Below are 22,742 nucleotides of genomic sequence, written 5' to 3'. Positions count from 1 at the left end.
TAGCTTAATTAATTGTGCCTACACGGCCTGACTGATCTGGATGAGCGTGCAATTTAAATATCTGTTTATCCGACAGGTTAGTAAAGACGACCATGACCAGCGTGTTTTTACCGGCATCTATTACCTGTTTCCGGTCCATGTCTGCCAGAGCATCTCCGACTTGAACCGCTTGCCCTTCTTTAACATGAACAGTAAAGGCTCTTCCTTCTAATTCTACCGTATCGACACCCATGTGAACAAGAACATCGATTCCTTCAGCCGTTTTGATCGAAATCGCATGCTTAGTCGGGAAAATGTTTTCGATTGTTCCTGAAACAGGTGACACGATTTCGTCTGAAGAGGGATCGACAATAAAGCCGTCTCCCATCATTTTTTGAGAAAAGACATCGTCCGGTGCTTCAGTGATGGATTTTACGTCTCCTGCTCCTGCAGTATAAATGGCCGTATCCACTGCCGCTTCTGAGTACACAGCAGACGTCTGGTCAGTTTCACTGACTTCATCAGTATTGGATTGATCGATCGTAGAAGCGGGAATAGGTGCATTTGATTCCAGTACATCAATGATATCCGATTTAAGCACATCTGCTTTAGGGCCATAAATGGCTTGAACACCAGTGTTTTTGTGTACTAATCCCATGGCTCCTGCTTTTTTCCAGTGCGCCTCTTTCCCAACACGGTTTGTATCTTTTACAGTCACACGTAAGCGAGTCATACATGCATCTACATCTGAAATATTCTCTTTTCCACCAAGCAGGTGAATAATGTCATACACTTGCTGAGACGCATCGACTGGTTCAGTTGAGTCAGTTCCTACTGCATCATTTTCATAATTTCCTTTACGACCTGGTGTAGCATAATTGAATTTTTTAATCAGATAGTTCGCTATAAAATAGGTTACCACTCCAAATAAGACAGAAACCCATATAAAATTGATCAAATCAAGACCTAATCCTGCTCTTAATGCCAATGGTGTCCGTGTCAGCAGTTCGATACTCCCGAAGGCATGCACACGTAGGCTGATGATATCTGCCATTGCAAAGGCTGCTCCTTGAATCACAGCATATATCGCATAAAGCGGCATCGCTGCAAACATGAACATGAATTCCAGCGGTTCGGTCACACCAGTCAGAAAGACGGCCAGACCTGCAGACAAGTACATTGATTTGTATCCCTTGAGTTTATCTTTATCGACATTCTTATACATGGCATATGCCATACCCATTAATATCCCTGACGATCCAATCATTTGTCCGACTTTAAAACGTGCCGGGACGAATGTTTCCATAGCATACTGATAGGTACTGACATCTCCAGCAGCATCCAGATTGACTAAGTCACGTGCCCAAGCCAGCCAGAGTGGATCCTGACCGAAAACAAGCGCGCCTTCTTGTGCACCGCTTAATACCTGATACGTTCCCCCTAGTGCTGTATAATTTAACGGAATCGTCAGCATATGGTGGAGACCAAACGGCAATAGCAGACGCTCTAGTGTTCCAAACAGGAAAGGTGCCAATACTGGTGCGGTGTCCTGTGATTCTGCGATCCAGATACCAAAACTGTTTATCCCACTTTGAATGACCGGCCATACAAATGCCAGAACAAGCGCTGCCAATAGAGACCAGACGATGACGACAAATGGGACAAATCGTTTCCCATTAAAGAATGAGAGGGCATCCGGCAATTTTCTGTAATTGTAATATTTATTGAACGCCATCGCTCCTAAAAACCCTGCGATCATCCCAACGAAAACACCCATATTTAGAGCGGGGGCTTCTAGCACTGAAACAAAGTACCCATCAACGGCTATCTCTGCTCCAAGCAATGTTTGTGTTACAGCCCCTTCTTCAGCCAGCATATCTCCCGTTACCCCAAAAACCGCTCCAGTGATTCGGTTGATCAAAATAAAACTGATTCCGGCAGCAAATGCTCCACCAGCCTTATCTTTTGCCCAGCTTCCACCGATTGCCAGTGCGAATAAAATATGTAAATTGCCAATGATGGCCCAACCGACATTTTCGATCACACTACCGACCGCTACCAAAGCTTCAATATCCGGATTAATCAGCGGAATCGATCCCCCAATAGAAATCATTAATCCAGCTGCCGGCATAACGGCAATAACACCCATTAACGCTTTACCAAACTTTTGCCAAAACTCAAAATTCATCATTTTTTTCATCATCATTACTCCTGTCTAGTCTAGTTACCCACAACTATCTTACTCTATTTACTTTCTGCCGATTCAAATGCCAATGAAGCGGCGCCCAAAAAACCGGCATCGTTTTCGAGTGTCGCGATTTTAATTGCTGTGTGCTTTGCGATTGTTGGAAAGGCATTTCGTTCAAAATTCGGCACGACATAACTTAGCAGCAATTCACCCGCTTTTGACACGCCGCCACCCAATACAATCGTTGAGGGATTCAATATATTTGCTATATTTGCACATGCTATCCCTAGATATTGTCCCACTTTTTTAAGCACATGCTCCGCCAGTGGATCCTGACTTCTAGCTGATTCAAAAACATATTTAGCGGTAATCATCTGTTTTTCTACTATAACTTTAGCCAAAGCTGATGACTCTATAAAGTAAGGCGCTTCTTTCTTAGCCACGTTCACGATACCCGTTGCGCTTGCGACTGTTTCAAGGCATCCGACCTGTCCGCAGGTACACGCAAAGCCATTGTCCTCCACTTTCAGATGACCGATTTCTCCAGCAGTATCCAAAAAGCCATGGACCAATTCGCCATTCACAATCACTCCACCTCCCACACCTGTACCAAGCGTCAGGAACACAACATTCGGTTCGTTCTGGCCTGCTCCCATCCACTGCTCACCAAGAGCAGCTGCATTCGCGTCATTATCCAGTACAAACGGGATCTCCAATGCCTGTTCGATAGCCTCTTTTATATGCACAGTGTCGACCCATCCCAAATTGTAGGCTCCCGTCACTGTTCCATTTGCACGGTCAACAGAACCGGGAGAGCCCATACCAATGGCCACTATATGGTCAGAGGTCAAGGCCTGTTCGATCATTTTATTCTGAATCGATTCTATAATAGTGGGAACGATGCTTCGTCCGCTGTTATGAACCGGTGTTGGGACTGCCCACTGTGTCTTGACCTGCCCATCTTTTGTCAGAAAAGCGAATTTAATCGTTGTTCCTCCTAAATCGATACCGATAGCAATTTTTTTCATGGGTTTCTCCTTTAAGGTAAAGTGTAGTAGTTCGGATCATGCCATACTTTCTGTTTCGCCACTTTATAAACACGAGCCTCATAAGGTCTCAGTTTAATAACTGGATTCAATTCATCTGTCACTGTGTAGTTGCTCAGTTTCAGTTCGCCCAGGTCGAGCTCCTTACTTAAATCAAGAACAGTAGATGAGTTGAACATATTGACCATTACAACATATTCCACCCCTTCGTAAGCGCGCAGGTAGGCATAAACCGTTTCATGTTCGTCAGCTATCAGTTCATAATGTCCATAGATCAGAACAGGCGTTGTTTTTCTCATCTGAATCATTTTTTTGTAAAAATGATAGATCGAATCCGGGTCGTTCACTGCCTGTTCTACATTGATGTCCGGATAGTTCGGGTTCGTCCCAAACCAGGGCGTTCCTGTTGTAAATCCAGCTTCCGGTGCGTTCGACCATTGCATCGGTGTGCGGGAATTGTCCCGTCCATTTTTCCAGATGTATTCCATGATTTCATCATGAGTCGATCCATTTTTAGTTTCAATATTATACATGTTGATCATGCCGACATCATCATAGTCATCGATCGAATCGAACTGAACATTCGTCATTCCGATTTCCTGTCCCTGATAAATGAAAGGCGTTCCCTGCATGAAGAAATAGAAAGTCGCCAGGGCCTTAGCAGACGTTTTTCTTAAATCTGCATCATTACCCCAGGTCGACACACTTCTCGCCAGATCATGATTCTCTATGAATAAAGCGTTCCATCCCCGACCATCAAGCCCCTTCTGCCATCTAGTCATCACTTCTTTCAATTCTTTAAGGTCTAATCCTTCACCATTTGCACCCCAAAGTCCCAGGTGTTCAAACTGGAAAATCATATTGAAGTAGCCATTTTCTTCTCCTACCCAGCGGTCGGCGTCTTTGATCGATACCCCGTTCGCTTCACCAACAGTCATCACGTCGTAATTCTTGATTGTCTTTTCAGCGAACTCAGACAGGAACAGATCGATCCCCGGCTGATTCATGTGCCCATCAAATGACGGTACATAATCTTTATTTAATGGGTTCGGCATATTAGGAAAGCCGTTTCTTTTCTTGATATGAGAAATTGCATCGACTCTAAAGCCATCAATTCCTTTATCCAGCCACCAGTTAACCATTTCATACAGATGCTCTCTAACCGTTGCGTTTTCCCAGTTTAAGTCCGGTTGTTTTTTCGAGAAGACATGCATGAAATACTCATCTGTTGTTTCATCGTATTCCCAGACTGATCCGCCAAAAATCGATTCCCAGTTGTTGATCTCTGAACCATCCGCCTTGGAGGGGTGCCAGATATAGAAATCACGATACGGATTATCTTTAGAGGAACGCGATTCAATAAACCATTCGTGCTCGTCTGAAGTATGATTGATGACCAGGTCCATAATGATTTTCATTCCGCGATTATGTACTTCATCAAGCAATTCATCAAAATCAGCCATAGTGCCGAATTCAGACATGATGTCGTGATAATCACTGATATCATAGCCATTGTCATCATTAGGTGATTCATAAACAGGACTCACCCAGATAACATCGATTCCCAGTTCCTTTATGTAGTCTAGCTTCTCGATAATGCCTCTTAAATCTCCTATGCCATCTCCATTTGAATCATAAAAACTCCGCGGATAGATCTGATAGGCTACCGCTTTTTTCCACCATTGTTTTTCCATTGATTTTGTCACTCCATATTCTCGTCAGCAATTTTTCATGTCATTTATGACAACAGATATAATCTTAATCTCTGTAGCGTATTCACACAACACTTTTCAGGATGTTATCGGTATCATCTTTTTTAAATGAAAAATGAATGAAAATTCTGGTTGCTGGTGCTCTTTTATTTTTCAAGTTTAACTGGCATTTGTGTTTAATATAAACATTATGAGTGGGTTAGTTTGATATTAATGATACTCACTTCTAACTCTTTTTTGAGTAACTATAATCGGCTTCTTATTTTCGGAACTCGCTGAAATAGTTTGCCGACTTGGAACAATTGGGCTCTTATTCTTGAAACTAAATCTATAATCAAGTTCAGCTCTGACAATATGATTGATATTCTTTGAGCTCACTCTTTATTTCTTTTCAGTTCCTAAAATAGAATCTCTATTTTCGATACTCACGCCAAAATTATTTCCGACTCCAACAAGCTGTCTCATATTCTATCAACTCAACTATAATTTCTGTTCAGTTCGAAAAACAAAGTAACTATCCTTTAAAGCCAGCATTAAATCCATCTTAGCTTTGAATATAAATCCAAAATTATGAAATACTCATCAGAAAAGCGCGACAATCCCACTTTGTATCCACTAATAAAGGCTCTTGCACTTAGCAAGAGCCTTCATCATTTATCTTATTTTTTCTTCTTGAATAGTTTTACAGCTGCCCCCGTCAGGATACTTAGTAAGCCGACTGCTCCAACTGTCCATAGGGCAGTTGCCGTTGATGGCAGCCTTTGTCCTAAATCTGAATCGGATTCCCCATCAAGGGTCTCGTCCGTGTCTTCATCTGGGTCTGTAGCCTCATCTTCATCGGGATCAATATCTGGATCTCCGTCTGGATCTGCGTCCCCGTCTCCATCGGGATCAATATCTGGATCTCCGTCTGGATCTGTGTCTCCGTCTCCATCGGGATCAATGTCCGTATCTCCGTCTGAATCTGTGTCTTCGTCTCCATCGGGATCAATATCTGGATCTGCGTCCCCGTCTCCATCGGGATCAATATCTGGATCTCCGTCTGGATCTGTATCTTCGTCTCCATCGGGATCAATATCTGTATCTCCGTCTGGATCTGTGTCTTCGTCTCCATCGGGATCAATGTCTGTATCTGCGTCTGGATCGCCTTCTGAGTCACCCTCTTCATCTTCATCCGGATCTTCAACTGGCACTTCTTCTATGTCTCTATCCGTTAAGACTATAACAGAAGCAGTAAGCGGGTCTAAAGTAACGCTCTCTTCTGTAACTGAAATCCCTTCTGGACTAGTGATTGAATGAGTGCCTGCAGTCTGGCCGTCAACAATGACGTATCCTTCTGTCAAGTCTGCATCCAGTGTCAATTCCCTTTCAGTATCGTCAGCGTTCACGAAGACATAGTAGACATCTCCGTTTGAATCCTCCGCCCGGTAGGCAATCACTAAATCTGTCTCATCTATTTCTGGCGCATCAACTAGTGACACGAGTTCTGAAATTTCTTCCATCGTTCCTTTACGGAAAGCATCTGTGCTTCGTCTCAACTCGATCAGTCCAGTAGTATACGACTGCGTCAATGTATTGATCGGATAAGCTTCTTCATTTGTCGCTTTATTCCATTCAAACATGTTGACTGCATCTGTTGAATCATATGAGTCGTGAATAAAGTACGGGTACAGGAACGGACTGCCATCAGCGTTCGTCATGAACGTTGATTTATATGGAACAAGTTCATCAGCTACCGGTTCAGCAAAGTCCGGATCGCGGAATTGTTTCGTGCGTCCGAATTCCTGACCAGCATGAATGAACGGTGTACCTTGAGCAGTCAGCACCATCAGGTTGCCTAAACGAATACGCTGATGGATCTCCTGCTGATGATCTTCAGGATCTTTTTGAATAGACTGGGCAATCACGTCATGCAGCGTCAAATTATCGTGAGCTGCAATGTAAGGCACGACATCGCCAGGGTTTGTTGCTGTAAAGTTATGCGGGTTAGCTGTGAGATTATCAAATATCTGCTGAATAGAACGGGCACCACCTGTAATGAAGCGTGGTTCGCCTTCACTGCCGAATCCGGATTTCAGTTCATTTCTGAACTCATCTGAAAATGATCCAACTGATTCAGTATGCTGCATCCAGTCCTGATCCGCAGGCATAACATCTTCATATCCTTCATCTCCGACAAATGTGCGCCAGCCTTCACCGATCATCAGAATATTCGGATTCAATTTTTTCGCTTCATCAAACGCAATCTGAATACTTTCGGCATCATGGTCGCCCATCATGTCGAATCGGAATCCGTCTACTTTAAATTCCTCCACCCAGTACGTAATGGAATCAACCAGTATGCGACGCGCCATTTCATGTGTCGTTCCTAGACGTCCGCCGCCAAAACTTGTACGGGAAGTGCCGTCAGCGTCCATGAAGTGGTAATAGTTTGGTTCAAGATCTTCAAAAATATGTTCCCTCGCCGTATGGTTGTATACAACATCAAGGACCACGCCCATTTTACGACTATGAATTTCATCGATCAATTGTTTAAACTCTTCAATACGCTTGGCTGGATCTTCCGGGTTTTCTGAATACATTCCAGTCAATGAGAAGTAACTGTGCGGATCATACCCCCAGTTAAAGTTCGTATTAGTTGAACCATACTCCAGCATCCGTTCGCTGTTTTCAAATTCATTTGCAAAGAAATAGCTCATGACCGGAAGCAGCTGGACGTGCGTCACACCCAGACTTTCAATATAATCCAGTTTTTCAATAAAGGCACTGAATGTCCCAAACTGACTGTCCAGTTCATCTTCGAGTGAAGGATCTGAGGTGAAATCTCTGACGTGAATTTCATAGATGATGGCATCTTCACGTTTGTCGTAGCCTTCAATATTAGCGTATTCCAGTTCCGGTCCAATATGACTCGGGTTCACTATGGCTGCTTTCCCGATATAATTGTCAGGATCACTACTGTTCCATGCTGCCATCGAACGGGCATACGGATCTAGAGCCAGTACTGATTCACCATTACGTTCAATTTCGAAATGGTAGAAGTAACCTGTCACATCCTCCAGTCCTGTTGACTGCTCATCAAGAACGATCGACCACACACCTGATTCCAGTGACGTCATTTCGATGTCATCTCTTACCACTTCGGACTGGTTGTCTTTATCGTATAAGATGACTCGAACAGCTTCTGCACTTGGCGACCAGACTTTCAAATCAGCTGTACCGTCTTCATGAAGATCAAGTCCCAGCTCACCATCATAAGCATAGAGTTCATCTTTCAAACGCCATCCCATGCGAGCTTCCACTTGAGTTTCATCAAACACTATACTGTAAGGTGCCTGATTTAATGAAAAGTCTCCTTCTAAAGTAACAGCGTTTCGTTCATTATCTATTGTAACTGACGTAAATGTGACTGTATTCCCGTCTTTATCCAGGACTTGAATCAATTCCATCAGCGCTTCTTCCGTTAACGCTTCTGTAGAGTGGAAGAAGACCTCTATTTGCGTTTCTGAAATCTGTTCTGCTCTGATCATGCCGTCTTCTCTGACATAATAAGGATTGGTATAAATAGTATCGTCCCCTTCACGTACAAAAATTTGACTCTGTTCAGACAAGCCTGAAAATGCGTAATCAGTAGACTGATCGGATCCATCTCTTTGAACAAATAAGAAGCCGATTTCTTCTGCATCTTCGGCTAGGGCAAGATTGAAGAATGTTCCGTTTCGACCGATACCGTCACTTTCCATAGCGCCAGTTGTCCAGTTTTCAGTAGGTGTCAGCACATCGTCCCATGTCCATAAACCCCAATTGTCATAATCCTCATTTGTTCTCTGATAGTTGACGCGAATCATGTCCTCTTCCATCAGGGGTTCATATGGATAGATGCTGTAATTCGCATCCAGCCAGGCTTCATTCATTTCATGTGCCAGCAAACGCACCCTCAGATCACCTGTCAGATTGCTTCCACTTCTATTATTAATTAAGAACCCGATGACTTCCGGGTCTTCTGCCAGTTCTATATCCATATAGTAGCCGTAATCTGTACTGACCGCATCACCAAAAGATAAGGCAGCATCCGGCCATCCACCGACTGTGTCGGACGGGTCTTTTACATCTTCCCAGATCCAAAGTCCCAGATTCGACGGATCATTCTCTGGAAGCGTCGCAAAATGGAGCCGAAAAAATCCGTCTTCTAGCTCACCTTCTTCTTGAGGCGTTTCTGAATCATCAGGTGTTTCCACTTCCTGAGAAATGAACGACCCGTTTTCGATTGTGAGTAAAGCCGTCCCGCCGTCTGCCATTGCAGGTACTGTATAGGTCAGAACGTAGCTGCCATCAGCTTCTACTGCGGTATAATCAACATTGGAGTAGTGATCCATAACCACTACATTTTCGTTATCCACTTCGACTGAAATCGTCTGTTCCTCTTCTGAAACATTAAACGCCATATAAACTAGCTCATCGTTCAATGCACGTTCGACCATCATCCAGTCCTCATTTTCAGAAGTCAGAAATTCACTCCTTGTTCCTCTGGACAGCAGCTCACTGTTATCATTTCTGAACCCTGTGAGTGCCTGATAATGAGCCAGGATATCATTCCCTTCAACGTCGTCCCAGGCTAAATCATAGCGGTTATCGTAGACAGGCCAGTTTTCGGGTCCGGATTGACCCAGTTCTTCGCCGTAATAAATGACTGGCTGCCCTTTAGCTGTCATTTGAAGAGAAGCAGCTAGTTTAAGCATGCCTTCATTATTATCATGTCCGTATAAAAATCCAGCTTCGTCATGACTGCCAAGGAATTGACCAAGTGTTGCATCGCTTGCCAGTACCTGGTTGCGTTCAACCAGCAAATCATTTGCTGCTGTCAGATTCCCTCTTACAAAGCTTGAGGCATAATCTTTAAAGCTGAAATCAAGCAGACTATCCATCATGCCGGAATTCAGATAGCGCGTATGGCTGTTGTAATTCGCTCCCCATGATTCGCCAATCAGACGGAAGCCGGGGTCTTTTTCAACCAGTTCATTTTTAAAGTGCTGCCACGTCGTATCATCCACGTGTTTCACTGTATCCACTCGGTAACTCGCAATAGCATTCCCATTAGGTGTCGTAGACTTGGTGATCCAGTCTGCCTGCCAGTCGACCAGCTGTTCTCTCACATCCTGACGTTCAGTAATGAAATCAGGCAATCCAGCCAGTTCCATCGTCAAGTCGCCCCCACCGGAATTTTCTCTGATCATGCCGTCGAATCGTGCGCGGTCTTCATCAGTCGGGTAGCCTTCTGGTGGATTGGGAACGGTGTTAGAGGGATGCAGGCCGTAACCTGGGTGATTCAACACTACATCGACCATGATATTAATGCCCCGGTCTGCAGCAGAATCGATCAGTTCATGAAAATCTGCGAGTGTTCCCAGATGAGGATTCAATTCTTCAAAGTTCGAAGCCCAGTAGCCGTGATAGCCGTAATAGCTGCCATCTGCGCTGGCATACTCTACATCATACGCAACGTTCTCAACGATTGGTGAGACCCATATTGTCGATACCCCCAGCTCATCGAGATAGTCAAGATTCTGAGTCACCCCTTTAAAGTCTCCACCCTGATAGGTGCCGCGGGGGTTGTCTGCATTGGCGTAATCAAGTCCATAGGGATTGTTGTTCGATTCATCTCCGTCAGCAAAGCGGTCTGTCAGCATGAAGTAAATGATTTCTTCATCCCAGTCCCGTTCGCCTTCTGCTTTAACTCGAGCATCGATTGTCACTTCTGTCTGAGTGGTGTATCGTCCATTAGTCTCATCCCAGACAGTCACGGTGATCGGGTACGTACCCGGTGCAACTGTGTGGTCAACAGACAAGGTGACCCGGTTCAACTCCGGTGAGATCGTCAGATTGCTTCTTCCACCTATAGATGACACGTCTGCAGAGATACGGTCAATTACAAGTTCAGAATGGTTGTCAATTTCCACGTCCAGTATGCCATGTTCTGAATAATCGAATGATCGATTCACTGAAGCAGAGACTGTAATGTCGCCTTCGCCTTCCGTCTCATCCAGTTCATCCTCTTCTTCTGCCAAAGACTGGAAATACGGATTTGTGAACACTTCTTCGACATCGGATTTGAGGAAAATCTGCTGATGACTGGCTAGTTCTTCAAACACCAGATCACCTGTCTGCTCGCCTGTAGCGCTGTTCAAAATCAGAAATGAAAAACCGCCGGCTCCTTCGTTAACAGGAATGTCTACATAAGCTCCGTATGGTCCTACCTGTTCTGAAGAAAAATAGATTGCATCGTCCGGCCAGTTTTGAGGAAGATTAGGTGCTGCACCCCAGAACCAGATGCCATAGTCCGAATAATTTTCAGATTCATCAGAGAAATGAATGCGAATCGTCGGCGTTTCAAAGTCAACAGGCTCATAATAATAAACGGATCCGTCTTCTCTGATCCAGACTTCATCGACATTATCGAATAATGAGATGATGATGTCTTCATCGATGAACTTGGATTCATCTGCGTATACAGCGATCATGCCGATTTCTTCTGCATCTGCATCAATCGGGATATCCTGGAAGTAACCAAATTCTGTCTGATCATCTTCATTGAAAGCCGACCCACTCGGCCATTCAGCTACGTCAGATGATTCACTGATGACATCCCCCCAGATCCATAAGGACAGATCATTATCGATTGTCTCTGTCTCCAGATGGACACGCAGCTGACGTTCTGTTTCTGCACTGACCGTTGTTGTAAAAATCGGGAGTACACTTGCCAGTGACTGAAACACCATTAAACTCACCATTAAAGCGGAAAAGAAAGAACTCCATTTTCTGTTCATCTACTTAACTCCTCTTCTTTTTTAGTTAACGCTTACAAAATGTGCAAAAAAAACTCCCCCCACAATAGGTGTAAGGGAAGCTTAAGTTGGTTCTATCCTTTTGTCGCACCAGAGGCAAGACCTGAGATCAGGTACTTCTGGAGGACAAGGTAAACAGTTGCAATTGGAATAGCGATCAGTACTGCACCCGCCGCAAATCGACTGAAGTTGTTAGAAAACTGAGCGTTAACAAAGTTATACAACCCAAGTGCAAGTGTAAAGTTTTCAGGACTTCTCAGTACAATACGCGGCAGAATGAAGTCCATAAATGGTGCCATGAAGTTGAACAAGGCTACCACTGATAGGATCGGTTTCGCAAGGGGCAGTAGGATCTGGAAGAAAATTCTAAAGTGCCCCGCTCCATCCATTTTAGCTGACTCATCCAGTGATTTAGGCAGAGTATCCAGATAACCTTTAACAAGAAAGGCATTCATTGGAATATTCCCGCCGATATAAATCAGGATCAGTCCCCATAAGTTATCAAGTAATCCTATAGTGTTCAGCAAGATGTATAAAGCCACCATTGCCATTAATACAGGAAACATTTGAAGTAACAAGAACGCATATAATCCATATGTTCTTCCTTTGAAGCGGTAGCGCGAGAAAGCATACGCTGTAAAAGTAACCAGTAATGTGGTCACCACAGTAACCACAGTGGATACGAATAACGTATTACGGTACCAGAGTAGATAATCACTTCGTGGATTGGTAAAGAGCCATCTGTAATTATCCAGAGACCAGTTCTCAGGTGAAAGAGATGCTGTGTACAAATTCGATGAGGTATTCATAGAAATTGCAAACGCCCAGAACAGCGGGTAGAAGATGATGATAAACATAACCGCAATAATGAGGTAAATAAAGGCAACCTCGATCTTGCTTTTCTGTTTACGTGTCAATTGTTTCTTCTGCATACGTTCGAATAATTTACTCATTAGAAATTCCCCTCATCTTTAAATGATCGTGAGCGACGGAACTGGAAGAAAGCAAATGTCGCAACTATTAACCCCAATATTAGGGAGATGGCAGCAGCCATACTGTACTGTGAATTTGTAAAGGTCAGGTTGTACACCCAGGAAATCAGGATATCCGTCCCACCGGCACTTTGTCCACGAACAGCCGGTCCACCTTCGTTAAACAGATAGATAATATTGAAGTTGTTAAAGTTGAATGTGTATTGTGTCAGCAATATCGGTCCGGTTGCAAACATGAGATGTGGGAAGGTTATATTCATAAACTTCTGCCATTTAGTAGCCCCATCCATATCAGCCGCTTCGTACCAGTCGTCCGAAATCCCTTTTAGTACACCCGAGAATAGCGCGTAGACGTAAGGGAATCCAAGCCATACTTGAATCATAATGATTGCAATACGACTCCACATGACGTTAGACATCCAGGGAATCGTCGTTCCAAACAGTGGCAAGATAATATCCGTATTGATTGCGCCAAAGTTGTCATTAAATAGGGCTGAAAAGATAATGATTGTTACAAATCCTGGCACAGCCCAAGGCAGGATCAGGACTGTCCGAATAATTCGCGTGCCTTTTAACCGTTTATCATTCGTTAAAATAGCTAAAAACATAGCTAATCCAATTGATAAAGTTGTGGCAACGAACGTCCAGGTCAATGTCCACGATAGAACACTGAAGAACGTTGTACGCCACTCAGCAATCGTCACTAATCTGATAAAGTTGTCAAAACCAACCCACTGCAAAATGTTTCGGGGAGGCGCATTGTAAAGGTTGTAGTTTGTAAATGCCAGAAATGCCATAAATAGTATCGGCAGAATCACTACGAAAATCAGAAGCATGAATCCTGGACCAATCAGTACGTAAGGGAAACTTCTATCCCATGCGTTTCTGAAGTTTTCCATAACAGTCCCAGGACGCCAACCGTCTCTGATTCTGCGTGCTTCCACTTTGGCATCCTGTATATTAAAGTAATAGAATATGCCGTAAAACGTGGTGAAAATAAGAGCTAAAATCCCTTCAATTAAAAACACACGGGAATCATCTACTCTGGGTTCGACACCTAACGTGATCAATCCCTGTAGACCTCCAGCTATAAATTCAAACATCATAACTGTAAATGCAGCAAACAGTACAAATAGTATTAACCCTTTAAATAATCGCTTGTTGTAAATCTGGCCCATACCTGGAATGATCGATAGCAGCATAGCTTTCTTAGGGCTATGGTCTAAATTAGCATTCACCGGGTGCTGGAATTTCTTTTCATTCTCGTTAGTAGGCATACTCTCTCTCCTTCAATCAGCCCTGTACTTCACAAAAGACATTTCTGTCTGTTCAGTCTCTCTCTATACATCCTATGCTTCATCTGAACTAACATGAAGAAGGAGACTGAGTAAACGAATCTGCTCAATCTCCCCGATCCAAATTAGTTTAATCGTTTTAATTCTAAATTATTGTCCCATCATTGAAATGTTAGCTTCAATATCCTGAACAGCTTCATCTAAAACTTCTTGCACATCGTCACCCTGCTGTACGAATTGTAATGCGTCACCTAAAGGCTCCCAAACTTGAGACATTTCAGGAATGTTAGGCATTGGGTGCGCGTGTTGTGTTTGTGCAAAGATTGGATCCATGAATTCGTCATCGATTTCTACTGCAGTATGAGCCGGTAATTCACCCGCTACTTCGAAGTAAGTTGTAGAACTTTCTTCGTTAGTAATGAACAGTGCTAACTCAGTTGCCCAGTACTCATTTTCAGTGTAATAGTTGACTAACCAGCCTTTATTCCCTGAGAACGAGTTCAATTGTTCGCCGTTTTGAGTTGGCAGTTCAACAACTTGCAGGTTGTCTCCAATTGAGTCACGGTAATCTGGAATAGCCCAAGGTCCGTTAACAATCATACCTAACTGGCCATCCATGAATAAGCTGTTTGCAACTTCCAAGTCTGTTCCAGGTGGCATCAAGCCATCATCAAACCATGATTGAATGCCTTCTACAGCAGATACTGTTTCTGGAGAATTCAATCCGATATCTGTTGGGTCATAAACACCGTCAGCATCTTGTCCGAAGATATATCCGCCATCAGCTGTAATGAATGGGTATGTGAAGTATAAATCTCCAGCATTCATCATGAATCCGTATTGACCGTCTCCAGTCAGATCAGCTGCAATTTCAACTAGTTCTTCCATTGTCTCTGGTGCTTCAGGTACTAATTCATTATTTACGAATAAAGCATACGTTTCAACAACAGCTGGAATACCGAACTGGATTCCTTCATAGCTGAATGACTGAACAGCTTCTTCGTTGTATTCGCCCAATCGGCTTAACTGATCATCAGTCAGTTCCAGTTCAGCGGCTACACCTTGTAAGTAAATATCGCCCATACGGTCATGCGGCTGGAAGAATAAATCAGGACCTTGACCAGCTGGACCATCCAAGCTCATTCCGTCTAACTGCTCCAGCATTTCATATGGTGTGATTTGAACGTCGATGCCATACTCTTCAGTAAAGCGCTCAGTAATTTCTTCATACGCATCTAACTGCTGTTCTTCCTGGTTGACCCACATCGTAAGCATTTCAGGTTTTTCGGGTTCGTCTTCGTTTGAAGTTTCGCCTTCAGCAGTTTCACCGTTAGTATCTTCTGCTGAATCTACCTCTTCAGTTGAATCCGTATCTGTTCCTGTATCACCAGCGTCGCCGTCATCTCCATTTCCACAAGCAGCTAATAAACCGGCTGTTGAGAGCAGTAACAATCCTTTATATAATAATTTAGTATCGATCATGTGTTGTTCCTCCTATTTTTTTACATATTATCAACAAGTTAAACAAATGTCGTGTCACTTATTCTAACCAGCAGTCTCTGTGGGAAGGTACCATTCCCCTTAAGAAATCGCTTTTAAATTGTTATGTAAGTGATTACAAGTTAACTATATAAGGTTTTTACAAATGTTCCAATTGTTTTCTCTATGTTACCGGTATCAGGATGTAACAGGTATGAACAGATAAAGTCTAAACAAACTGAACAGCCATTGCTTCAAACGGTTTCAGGGTCAAATCAGACCAGTTCAGTGAGCTGCGGTCATAGTTAGAGACCACCACATTGCCCTGATCTTTTATGGTTTCAAAAGAAACTATTTGACTGTCTGCACTTAAATTGGTCACGACTACCCACTTCTCATTTTTATAAAGACGTTCATAAGCAAAAACTGTTGGATGCTCAGGTAGCAGCAGATTAAATGATCCCCAGACAATCGCTGGATTCTCTTTTCTGATCTGAATCAGTTTCTGATACGTGTAAAAGACAGAATCTTTATCGGCCAGCGCCTGTTCTACATTGATTTCTTTATAATTAGGCTGGACTTTAAGCCATGGCGTTCCCTCAGTAAAGCCGGCCTGATCTGTCTGATTCCAGTGAATAGGTGTGCGGGCGTTGTCACGACCTTTGACATTGATCGATTTCAGAATGTCCGCTTTTGAATAGCCTTGCGCCAGACGTTCAGCATACATATTGCGACTTTCAATATCATCCACTTCATCTATCGATGTTACGTGACGATTGGTCATTCCAATTTCTTCTCCCTGATAAATATAAGGTGTTCCTCTCATCAAGTGAAGCAGGATTGCGAAGCACTTGGCACTCTCCACACGGTAGTCCTTGTCATTTCCCCACCTAGAGACGACGCGCGGTGTATCATGATTATTCCAGAAGAGACTGTTCCATCCATCCTCTTTCAGTTCGACCTGCCATTTGGTAAGAACCTCTTTCCAGTCGACCACATCAAGTTCCTTCAAGTCCCATTTGCTCTTACCAGGCTGTTCGTCCATCATCATGTGTTCAAACTGGAACACCATAGACAGCTCGTTTCTGTCAGGATCAGAATATAATTTGGCAGACTCCGGCGTGGCACTCCATGTTTCGCCCACCGTCATGACCTCTCTGTCTTTTAACGTCTGTTCGTGCATGTCTTTTAAGTAGGCGTGCAGCTTGGGCCCATCTGCCGTTATTTTGTGATCCGGTACTTTCGCGATCAGGTCGATAACATCCATTCTAAACCCGCCAACTCCCTTATCCAACCAGAAATTCATCATGTCATAGACTTCTTGACGCATGGTTTCATTTTCCCAGTTCAAATCAGGCTGCTTTTTGCTGAACAAGTGCATATAGTACTGGCCACTTGCTTCATCAAAAGTCCAGGCTGACCCACTGAAGGTGGATCCCAAGTCGTTTGGAGCCTGTCCATCGACGGGATCCCGCCAGATATAATAGTCCCTGTAAGGATTCTCTCTTCCTTTTTTCGCTTCTACAAACCACTTGTGTTCATCGCTGGTGTGGTTCACGACCAGATCCATGACAATCCGGATATTTCGAGTTTTTGCTTCTTCGATCAGTCTATCCATATCATCCATTGTACCGAATTCCGGATGAATAGCCTGATAGTTACTGATGTCATATCCGTTGTCATCGTTGGGTGATTCATATACTGGACTCAGCCAGATTGCATCGATTCCCAGTTCCTGAAGATAATCGAGACGGCTGATAATACCTGGAATATCTCCAATGCCGTCCCCATTACTGTCCTGAAAACTGCGGGGATAAATTTGATAAATTACTGCGTTCTGCCACCACTTCATCTGAAACTCTCCTTTATTGACCTGCTTTTTCAAGTATCGTATTTAAATCAAGCTGAGAAGTATCTTCAACCGCATAATCAGCTTCTTTCATGGCTTCTTTGGATCCTACTCCAACTGAGAACATATGGGCACCATTGATTGCCTCAATTCCGGCTTCAGCATCTTCCAACCCTACGCATTCTGATGGATCGAGTCCCAGCATTTCTGCACCTCTGACAAAGATTTCCGGGTCAGGCTTGCCTGCTTTAAGCGATGCAGGATCAACGATTCCATCAAATAAATCTGTGATCTGAAGATTATCCATGATTGCCGGGCCGTTCTTACTAGCAGAAGCCAGTACCATACCTAAATTTCTTTCTTTAGCCTCTTTTAGCAATTTTTCAATACCCGGAAGCAGATCCTCAGGCGTGATTTCTTTTATGGATTCTTTGTATTCGTCATTTTTTTGAGTAGCGAGAGCTTCTTTTTCTTCTTCAGTGAAGTCCTGTTCTTTGTTTCCGTGTTTCAAAATCAGATCCAGTGATTCCATGCGACTGATTCCTTTCAACTGTTCATTGAATTCACGGTCGATCTCAATTCCTATTTTTTGTGCCAGGCTTTTCCATGCAAGATAGTGAAATTCAGCTGTATCCGTAATGACGCCGTCTAAATCGAATATTAATCCTTTAATCATGTGTTGTTCCTCCTGTTTTTTATTGTTTTCGTTTTTCAGAATGACCTATTTTCCGTCCGTCGGATAATAGCGACTACATTGGTACTTCCGTCCGTTGTATGGCTACCTCAAATTGACATTTCTCACGAGTTGGGAAGTTAGGCAGTTGAAAGATTATATGGATCATTTTTCAGAGAAAAATGTCTTTAAAAAGGGGCTTATAAGCTTTTTGGTTCATCTTTTTCCTAAAAAAGAGGGGAAGAAATTCTTCCCCTTCATTTATTTTTCTATTGAGTTTGTCAGGGCGTCTTTAAGCGTGACTTCTTTGCCATATAAGGTGAAGGTCAGATCCTGACCTTCTTCCAACGTGAATTCTACTTCTTTAGCTGTTACATTCACTTTAATCAGACGACCTCTGTATTTCAGTTTGAACTGGTAGCCGTCCCATTGAGTCGGACAGTATGGGTCAAAAGATAAATGCCCTTCTAACGTCCGCATACCGGCAAATCCTTGAACGATCGATAACCATCCTCCACTCATAGAGGTAATGTGAAGACCATCTTCGGTATCATTATTATAATTGTCCAGATCTAATCTGGCTGTGCGTTCATACATTTCGAATGCTTTTTCTTTTTTGCCTAATTCAGATGCTAAAATCGAATGAACAAGTGGAGATAAGGATGATTCGTGAACAGTCATTGGTTCGTAGAAGTCAAAGTTTTTCTCTTTTTCTTCCTGGCTGAACTCATGATTCAGAAAATACATCCCCTGCAGGACATCTGCCTGTTTGATGAAAGGCGAACGTAAAATTTTATCCCACGACCAGTTCTGGTTGATTGGACGCTCTTCTGGTTTAAGCGATGTGACAGGCTGCAAGTCTTTATCCAGGAAAGAGTCATGTTGAACATAGACATCCAGCTCTTCGTCTTTCGGGAAATACATATGCTTGACAATATCATGCCACTTTTCTGATTCTTCCGTACTAACGCCTAGATTTCCTTTTTTCTCAGCAGACGCTTTTTCCAGAGATTCGAGAGTGTACCTTAACGTCCAGGCAGCCATTGTATTGGTGTACCAGTTATTATTGATGTTGTTTTCATATTCATTGGGTCCGGTGACGCCATGAATCATATACTGCTTATTGCGCTGAGAATAATGAACACGGTCTGCCCAGAATCTAGAAATACCGACCAGGACATCTAGCCCTTTATCCAGTAAGTACGACTCATCGCCAAAGTAAGACGAATAGTTATAAATCGCGTGTGCTATGGCACCATTTCGGTGGATCTCTTCAAATGTGATTTCCCATTCATTGTGGCACTCGATTCCAGTGAACGTCACCATTGGGTAAAGAGCACCTTCAAGTCCCTGTTTCTGAGCGTTGGTGTGCGCCTGTTCCAGCTGGTTATGGCGATAGACCAATAGCTGTTTTGATACTTCCTCATCTGTCGTAGACAAGTACATCGGCAAAATACAGGACTCAGTATCCCAGTAAGTTGCGCCTCCATATTTTTCGCCTGTAAAGCCTTTAGGTCCAACATTTAATCTTGGATCTTCTCCATAATAAGTCGAGAACAGCTGGAAAATATTAAACCGGACCCCCTGCTGGCTGGCTTCATCGCCTTCGATCACGACATCCGCTTTGTCCCAGCGGTTCGCCCATTCAGCGACGTGTGCCTCTCTTAACTGGTCATAGCCTTTTTCTACTGCCGCATTAAGCAATGCTTCTGCAGCTTCGACTTGATCAGACTCTTCTATGTCACGACTGGAAACTACTGATACGATTTTTGTCAGTGAGACTTTGTCGCCTGCTGAAACAGATGCTTTAACCGTTTCTTCCACTTTCATCTCTGACTCATTTGAAGAGTCAGATGTCAGATTTTCCACTTGGTTCGCCATCATCATGGTTACGGTAAAGCGATCTGTTCCAAAGTTATTCTCTACCGTTTTAGTTGTCAGATAAGGGTAAGGACTCAATCCTCTGTTTCTTTCCAGCCAGAATGTTTCATCATAATTACTGTCTTCATTCTCAACGTCCCCATCTAGAAGCGCCGTCAGTTCAAGTTCTGCTTGACCCGTTAAAACCTCAACAGACACTTTAATGACAGCCAGTTCTTTAGTGGCGACACTGACGAATCGTGAGAATGTAAAGGCAATTTCCAGTCCATCTTTCATCCAGACGAACGACCGGTTCAGAATGCCTTCTTTCATATCCAGTTCCAGATAGTAATCTCTGATGTCATCGACAGCCAGGTCGACTTGATGACCATTTACACGAATCGTTACTGGTATGAAATTAGTCGCATTGATGACTTTTCCGAAATAGTCAGGATAGCCTATTTTCCACCAGCCAACTCGCGTTTTGTCCGGGTACCAGACACCAGCTAGGTACGTGCCGATATGAGTGTCTCCAGAAAATCCTTCTTCAAAATTTCCTCGCAGACCCATATAGCCGTTCCCGATTGAGGTTAAACTTTCCTGCACCCGCTTCTTTTCATTTACGTCAGTGGATATGACCTTCCACGGATCTACTTTTGCAATTCTTTCCATAACTTACACGTCCTAACTGAAATAGTGGGTATTGAGTTTACTTTTTGATCGCTTCCAGTAATACTTTGCGTTTTTTAGCACGGTCGCGTTTTTTCACCAGTCGTTCTTTTCGTTCTTCCTCTTCATCTTCGTAGTAAAAGATGGAGAATCCGTTTTGAGACAGCAGCGTTTCATCGTTATCGGCCACGTCGTTCAAACTGAATACTTTTTTCGCGCCTCTAGGAATGAGTGGGATGAACGCTTCTTCTTCATCCTGATTAAAGAAGAAAAATAATTCTCTATTTCCCAGTTTTCTCTTGAACCCTAAGAATTGTTCATCATCTCTCACGTCATGCCACTCAGTATCGCCGGTAATCAGGATATCGGAATACATTTTACGGAATTTAATCAGTTCTTTTGTGAAAGCCAGCATATCCTGGTCCTGCTTGTCTTCATCCCAGATCATGCATTTACGGCAATCAGGATCCATTAATCCGTCCATGCCTACTTCTGTTCCGTAGTACAGACAGGGTGCTCCAGGCTGGGCATATAAAAAGGCCATCGCAGACTTCACTAAATTTTTGTCATTTCCTGCTTTTGACAGCACACGTGGTGTATCATGAGAATCCAGTAAGTTGAACATTACTTCTGTGGTCTGCTGACGATACAGCATCAACTGCGTGTTCAATCCTGAGACCATGCGTGTAGGTGACAAAAACTTCTTGAAGAAGTAGTTTTCGATCGTATCTGTAAAGGCATAGTTCATAACCGCATGGAATTCGTCCCCGTTTAACCAGTTTTGAGATGAATGCCAAATTTCTCCCAATATATATAAATCTTCTTTTATCGCTGTGGTTTCTTTAAAGAATCGTTTCCAGAAGTAGTGATCCACTTCATTGGCAACGTCCAGACGCCATGCATCAATGTCGAACTCTTTGATCCAGTAGGTGGCAATATCCAGAAGATACTCCTGCACATCCGGATTGGCTGTATTCAGTTTCGGCATATGTCCAGTAAACGCAAACGTGTCATAGTTTACACGGCCCACATTTTCCAGTGCTTCTGTACTTAATCCAGCGACATCATCCACTGGGAATGAGTGAATGTAGAACCAGTCTTTGTAAATAGAGTTTTCCTGATTTTTAAGGACATCCAGCCACTGAGGCGAATGAATCCCAACATGATTAAATACAGCATCGATCATCACACGGAAGCCCCGTTTATGTGCTTCATCTACTACTTTTTTGAATAATTTTTTGTCTCCAAAATCTGGATCGACTTCTTTATAATCGATCGTGTCGTATTTATGGTTAGAGTGAGCCTTGAAAATCGGCGTAAAATAAATGCCATTGATGCCCAGATCTTCCAGGTAATCCATATGGTCTAATACGCCTTGGAGGTCTCCTCCATAAAAATCATCACGTGACGGATGCTCTCTGCTTCCCCATGGTAGAGTCCCTTCAGGATCATTTGAGGGGTTCCCATTCGCAAATCGTTCAGGGAAAATCTGATACCAGATTGTTTCGGTTGCCCATTGCGGTGCCCGGAATGCATCTATTTCATGAATATACGGTACACGGAAGTAGAAGTTCATCTGACTTAAGAATGTTTCCTCGAATGGATACACGCCCTGATCAGAATAAAAGATTTCAATTCCATCTTTTCCAATAACTCTAAATCCATACGCCATACGTTTTGTCGGCTCGTGGGTGTCGATCATCCAGTAGTCATGCATATTGGTTGAGGCTATTTTCTTCATTTCTTTTCCTTTTAAAAACCATTTTTCATGATCCAGTGCATAAGGATCTCCACTGATCAGTTCAACGCTTTGAACGTCTTTTGCTTTTGTACGGATTCGAATATGATAGTGTCCCCGTTCATATAAATAAGCATACTCGCTCTCGGCACGGTGATAAATTGCTGCTGTGTCCATAATGATGTCCCCTTCCTTAATAACGGTTTAGTAAAAATAGGTGATTAGTCTTTGTTTTCATGAAGCGGTTTCAATTTGATTCTAGCACTCCCAGTAAAATAAACAAGCGCTTTTAAAGTGTTATCGGTAACAGAAAAATAAGGATTAACAATTTCTCTCCTAAGTTGAAAAATCAACTCATCAATCGATTTTCCTGACTGACAGTATACTACTGGGACCATAAAGCAAATTATCAAAGTTCAA

11 protein-coding genes are annotated in these 22,742 nt (G+C 43.2%); all 11 read right to left on the bottom strand.

Annotation, left to right across the window (positions count from 1 at the left end):
- Nucleotides 1-4: 4 nt before the first annotated feature.
- Entirely contained in the window at nt 5-2,179 is a 2,175-nt protein-coding gene (locus CLV38_RS04450; protein WP_106192076.1) for a PTS transporter subunit IIBC, read from the bottom strand.
- Nucleotides 2,180-2,223: 44 nt separating this feature from the next.
- On the bottom strand, nt 2,224-3,195 hold the full coding sequence (locus tag CLV38_RS04445) for an ROK family glucokinase (RefSeq protein ID WP_106192074.1): 972 nt from the start codon (nt 3,193-3,195) through the stop codon (nt 2,224-2,226).
- Between the two features lie 11 nt (nt 3,196-3,206).
- Nucleotides 3,207-4,907, bottom strand: coding sequence for a glycoside hydrolase family 13 protein (locus CLV38_RS04440; protein WP_106192071.1), 1,701 nt, complete (start codon nt 4,905-4,907; stop codon nt 3,207-3,209).
- Nucleotides 4,908-5,584: 677 nt separating this feature from the next.
- Entirely contained in the window at nt 5,585-11,749 is a 6,165-nt protein-coding gene (locus tag CLV38_RS04435) for a pullulanase (protein ID WP_106192069.1), read from the bottom strand.
- 92 nt (nt 11,750-11,841) lie between these two features.
- Nucleotides 11,842-12,720 carry a sugar ABC transporter permease gene (locus CLV38_RS04430; RefSeq protein ID WP_245920535.1) on the bottom strand — a complete coding sequence of 293 codons (879 nt, stop codon included), beginning with the start codon at nt 12,718-12,720 and terminating at the stop codon, nt 11,842-11,844.
- Nucleotides 12,720-14,036, bottom strand: a complete 1,317-nt coding sequence (locus CLV38_RS04425; protein ID WP_106192066.1) for a sugar ABC transporter permease — start codon at nt 14,034-14,036, stop codon at nt 12,720-12,722. Before CLV38_RS04425 ends, CLV38_RS04430 begins: the two co-directional genes overlap by 1 nt.
- A gap of 168 nt (nt 14,037-14,204) precedes the next feature.
- Nucleotides 14,205-15,536, bottom strand: coding sequence for a sugar ABC transporter substrate-binding protein (locus CLV38_RS04420; protein WP_106192064.1), 1,332 nt, complete (start codon nt 15,534-15,536; stop codon nt 14,205-14,207).
- A 226-nt stretch (nt 15,537-15,762) separates the two neighbouring features.
- Nucleotides 15,763-17,385 (bottom strand): glycoside hydrolase family 13 protein, encoded by a 1,623-nt coding sequence (locus CLV38_RS04415; protein ID WP_106192061.1) that lies wholly within the window; start codon nt 17,383-17,385, stop codon nt 15,763-15,765.
- 13 nt (nt 17,386-17,398) lie between these two features.
- Nucleotides 17,399-18,058 (bottom strand): beta-phosphoglucomutase, encoded by a 660-nt coding sequence (gene pgmB, locus CLV38_RS04410; RefSeq protein WP_106192059.1) that lies wholly within the window; start codon nt 18,056-18,058, stop codon nt 17,399-17,401.
- A gap of 258 nt (nt 18,059-18,316) precedes the next feature.
- Nucleotides 18,317-20,587, bottom strand: a complete 2,271-nt coding sequence (locus tag CLV38_RS04405; protein ID WP_106192056.1) for a glycoside hydrolase family 65 protein — start codon at nt 20,585-20,587, stop codon at nt 18,317-18,319.
- Between the two features lie 37 nt (nt 20,588-20,624).
- Entirely contained in the window at nt 20,625-22,499 is a 1,875-nt protein-coding gene (locus CLV38_RS04400; RefSeq protein WP_106192053.1) for a glycoside hydrolase family 13 protein, read from the bottom strand.
- Nucleotides 22,500-22,742 lie beyond the last annotated feature (243 nt).

This window comes from Alkalibacterium olivapovliticus, from assembly GCF_003003275.1.
Taxonomy (GTDB): Bacteria; Bacillota; Bacilli; order Lactobacillales; family Carnobacteriaceae_A; genus Alkalibacterium; species Alkalibacterium olivapovliticum.
Note: the sequence above shows the minus strand (reverse complement) of the source record. Positions and strands in the feature narration are given on the sequence as shown.

Excerpts from the sequence above, each read along its gene's own strand:
- CLV38_RS04445 (WP_106192074.1), bottom strand. The coding sequence starts at position 3,195 with ATGAAAAAAATTGCTATCGGTATCGATTTAGGAGGAACAACGATTAAA.
- CLV38_RS04430 (WP_245920535.1), bottom strand. The coding sequence starts at position 12,720 with ATGAGTAAATTATTCGAACGTATGCAGAAGAAACAATTGACACGTAAA.
- CLV38_RS04425 (WP_106192066.1), bottom strand. The coding sequence starts at position 14,036 with ATGCCTACTAACGAGAATGAAAAGAAATTCCAGCACCCGGTGAATGCT.
- CLV38_RS04400 (WP_106192053.1), bottom strand. The coding sequence starts at position 22,499 with ATGGACACAGCAGCAATTTATCACCGTGCCGAGAGCGAGTATGCTTAT.
- CLV38_RS04405 (WP_106192056.1), bottom strand. The coding sequence starts at position 20,587 with ATGGAAAGAATTGCAAAAGTAGATCCGTGGAAGGTCATATCCACTGAC.
- CLV38_RS04415 (WP_106192061.1), bottom strand. The coding sequence starts at position 17,385 with ATGAAGTGGTGGCAGAACGCAGTAATTTATCAAATTTATCCCCGCAGT.
- CLV38_RS04440 (WP_106192071.1), bottom strand. The coding sequence starts at position 4,907 with ATGGAAAAACAATGGTGGAAAAAAGCGGTAGCCTATCAGATCTATCCG.
- pgmB (WP_106192059.1), bottom strand. The coding sequence starts at position 18,058 with ATGATTAAAGGATTAATATTCGATTTAGACGGCGTCATTACGGATACA.
- CLV38_RS04435 (WP_106192069.1), bottom strand. The coding sequence starts at position 11,749 with ATGAACAGAAAATGGAGTTCTTTCTTTTCCGCTTTAATGGTGAGTTTA.
- CLV38_RS04420 (WP_106192064.1), bottom strand. The coding sequence starts at position 15,536 with ATGATCGATACTAAATTATTATATAAAGGATTGTTACTGCTCTCAACA.
- CLV38_RS04450 (WP_106192076.1), bottom strand. The coding sequence starts at position 2,179 with ATGAAAAAAATGATGAATTTTGAGTTTTGGCAAAAGTTTGGTAAAGCG.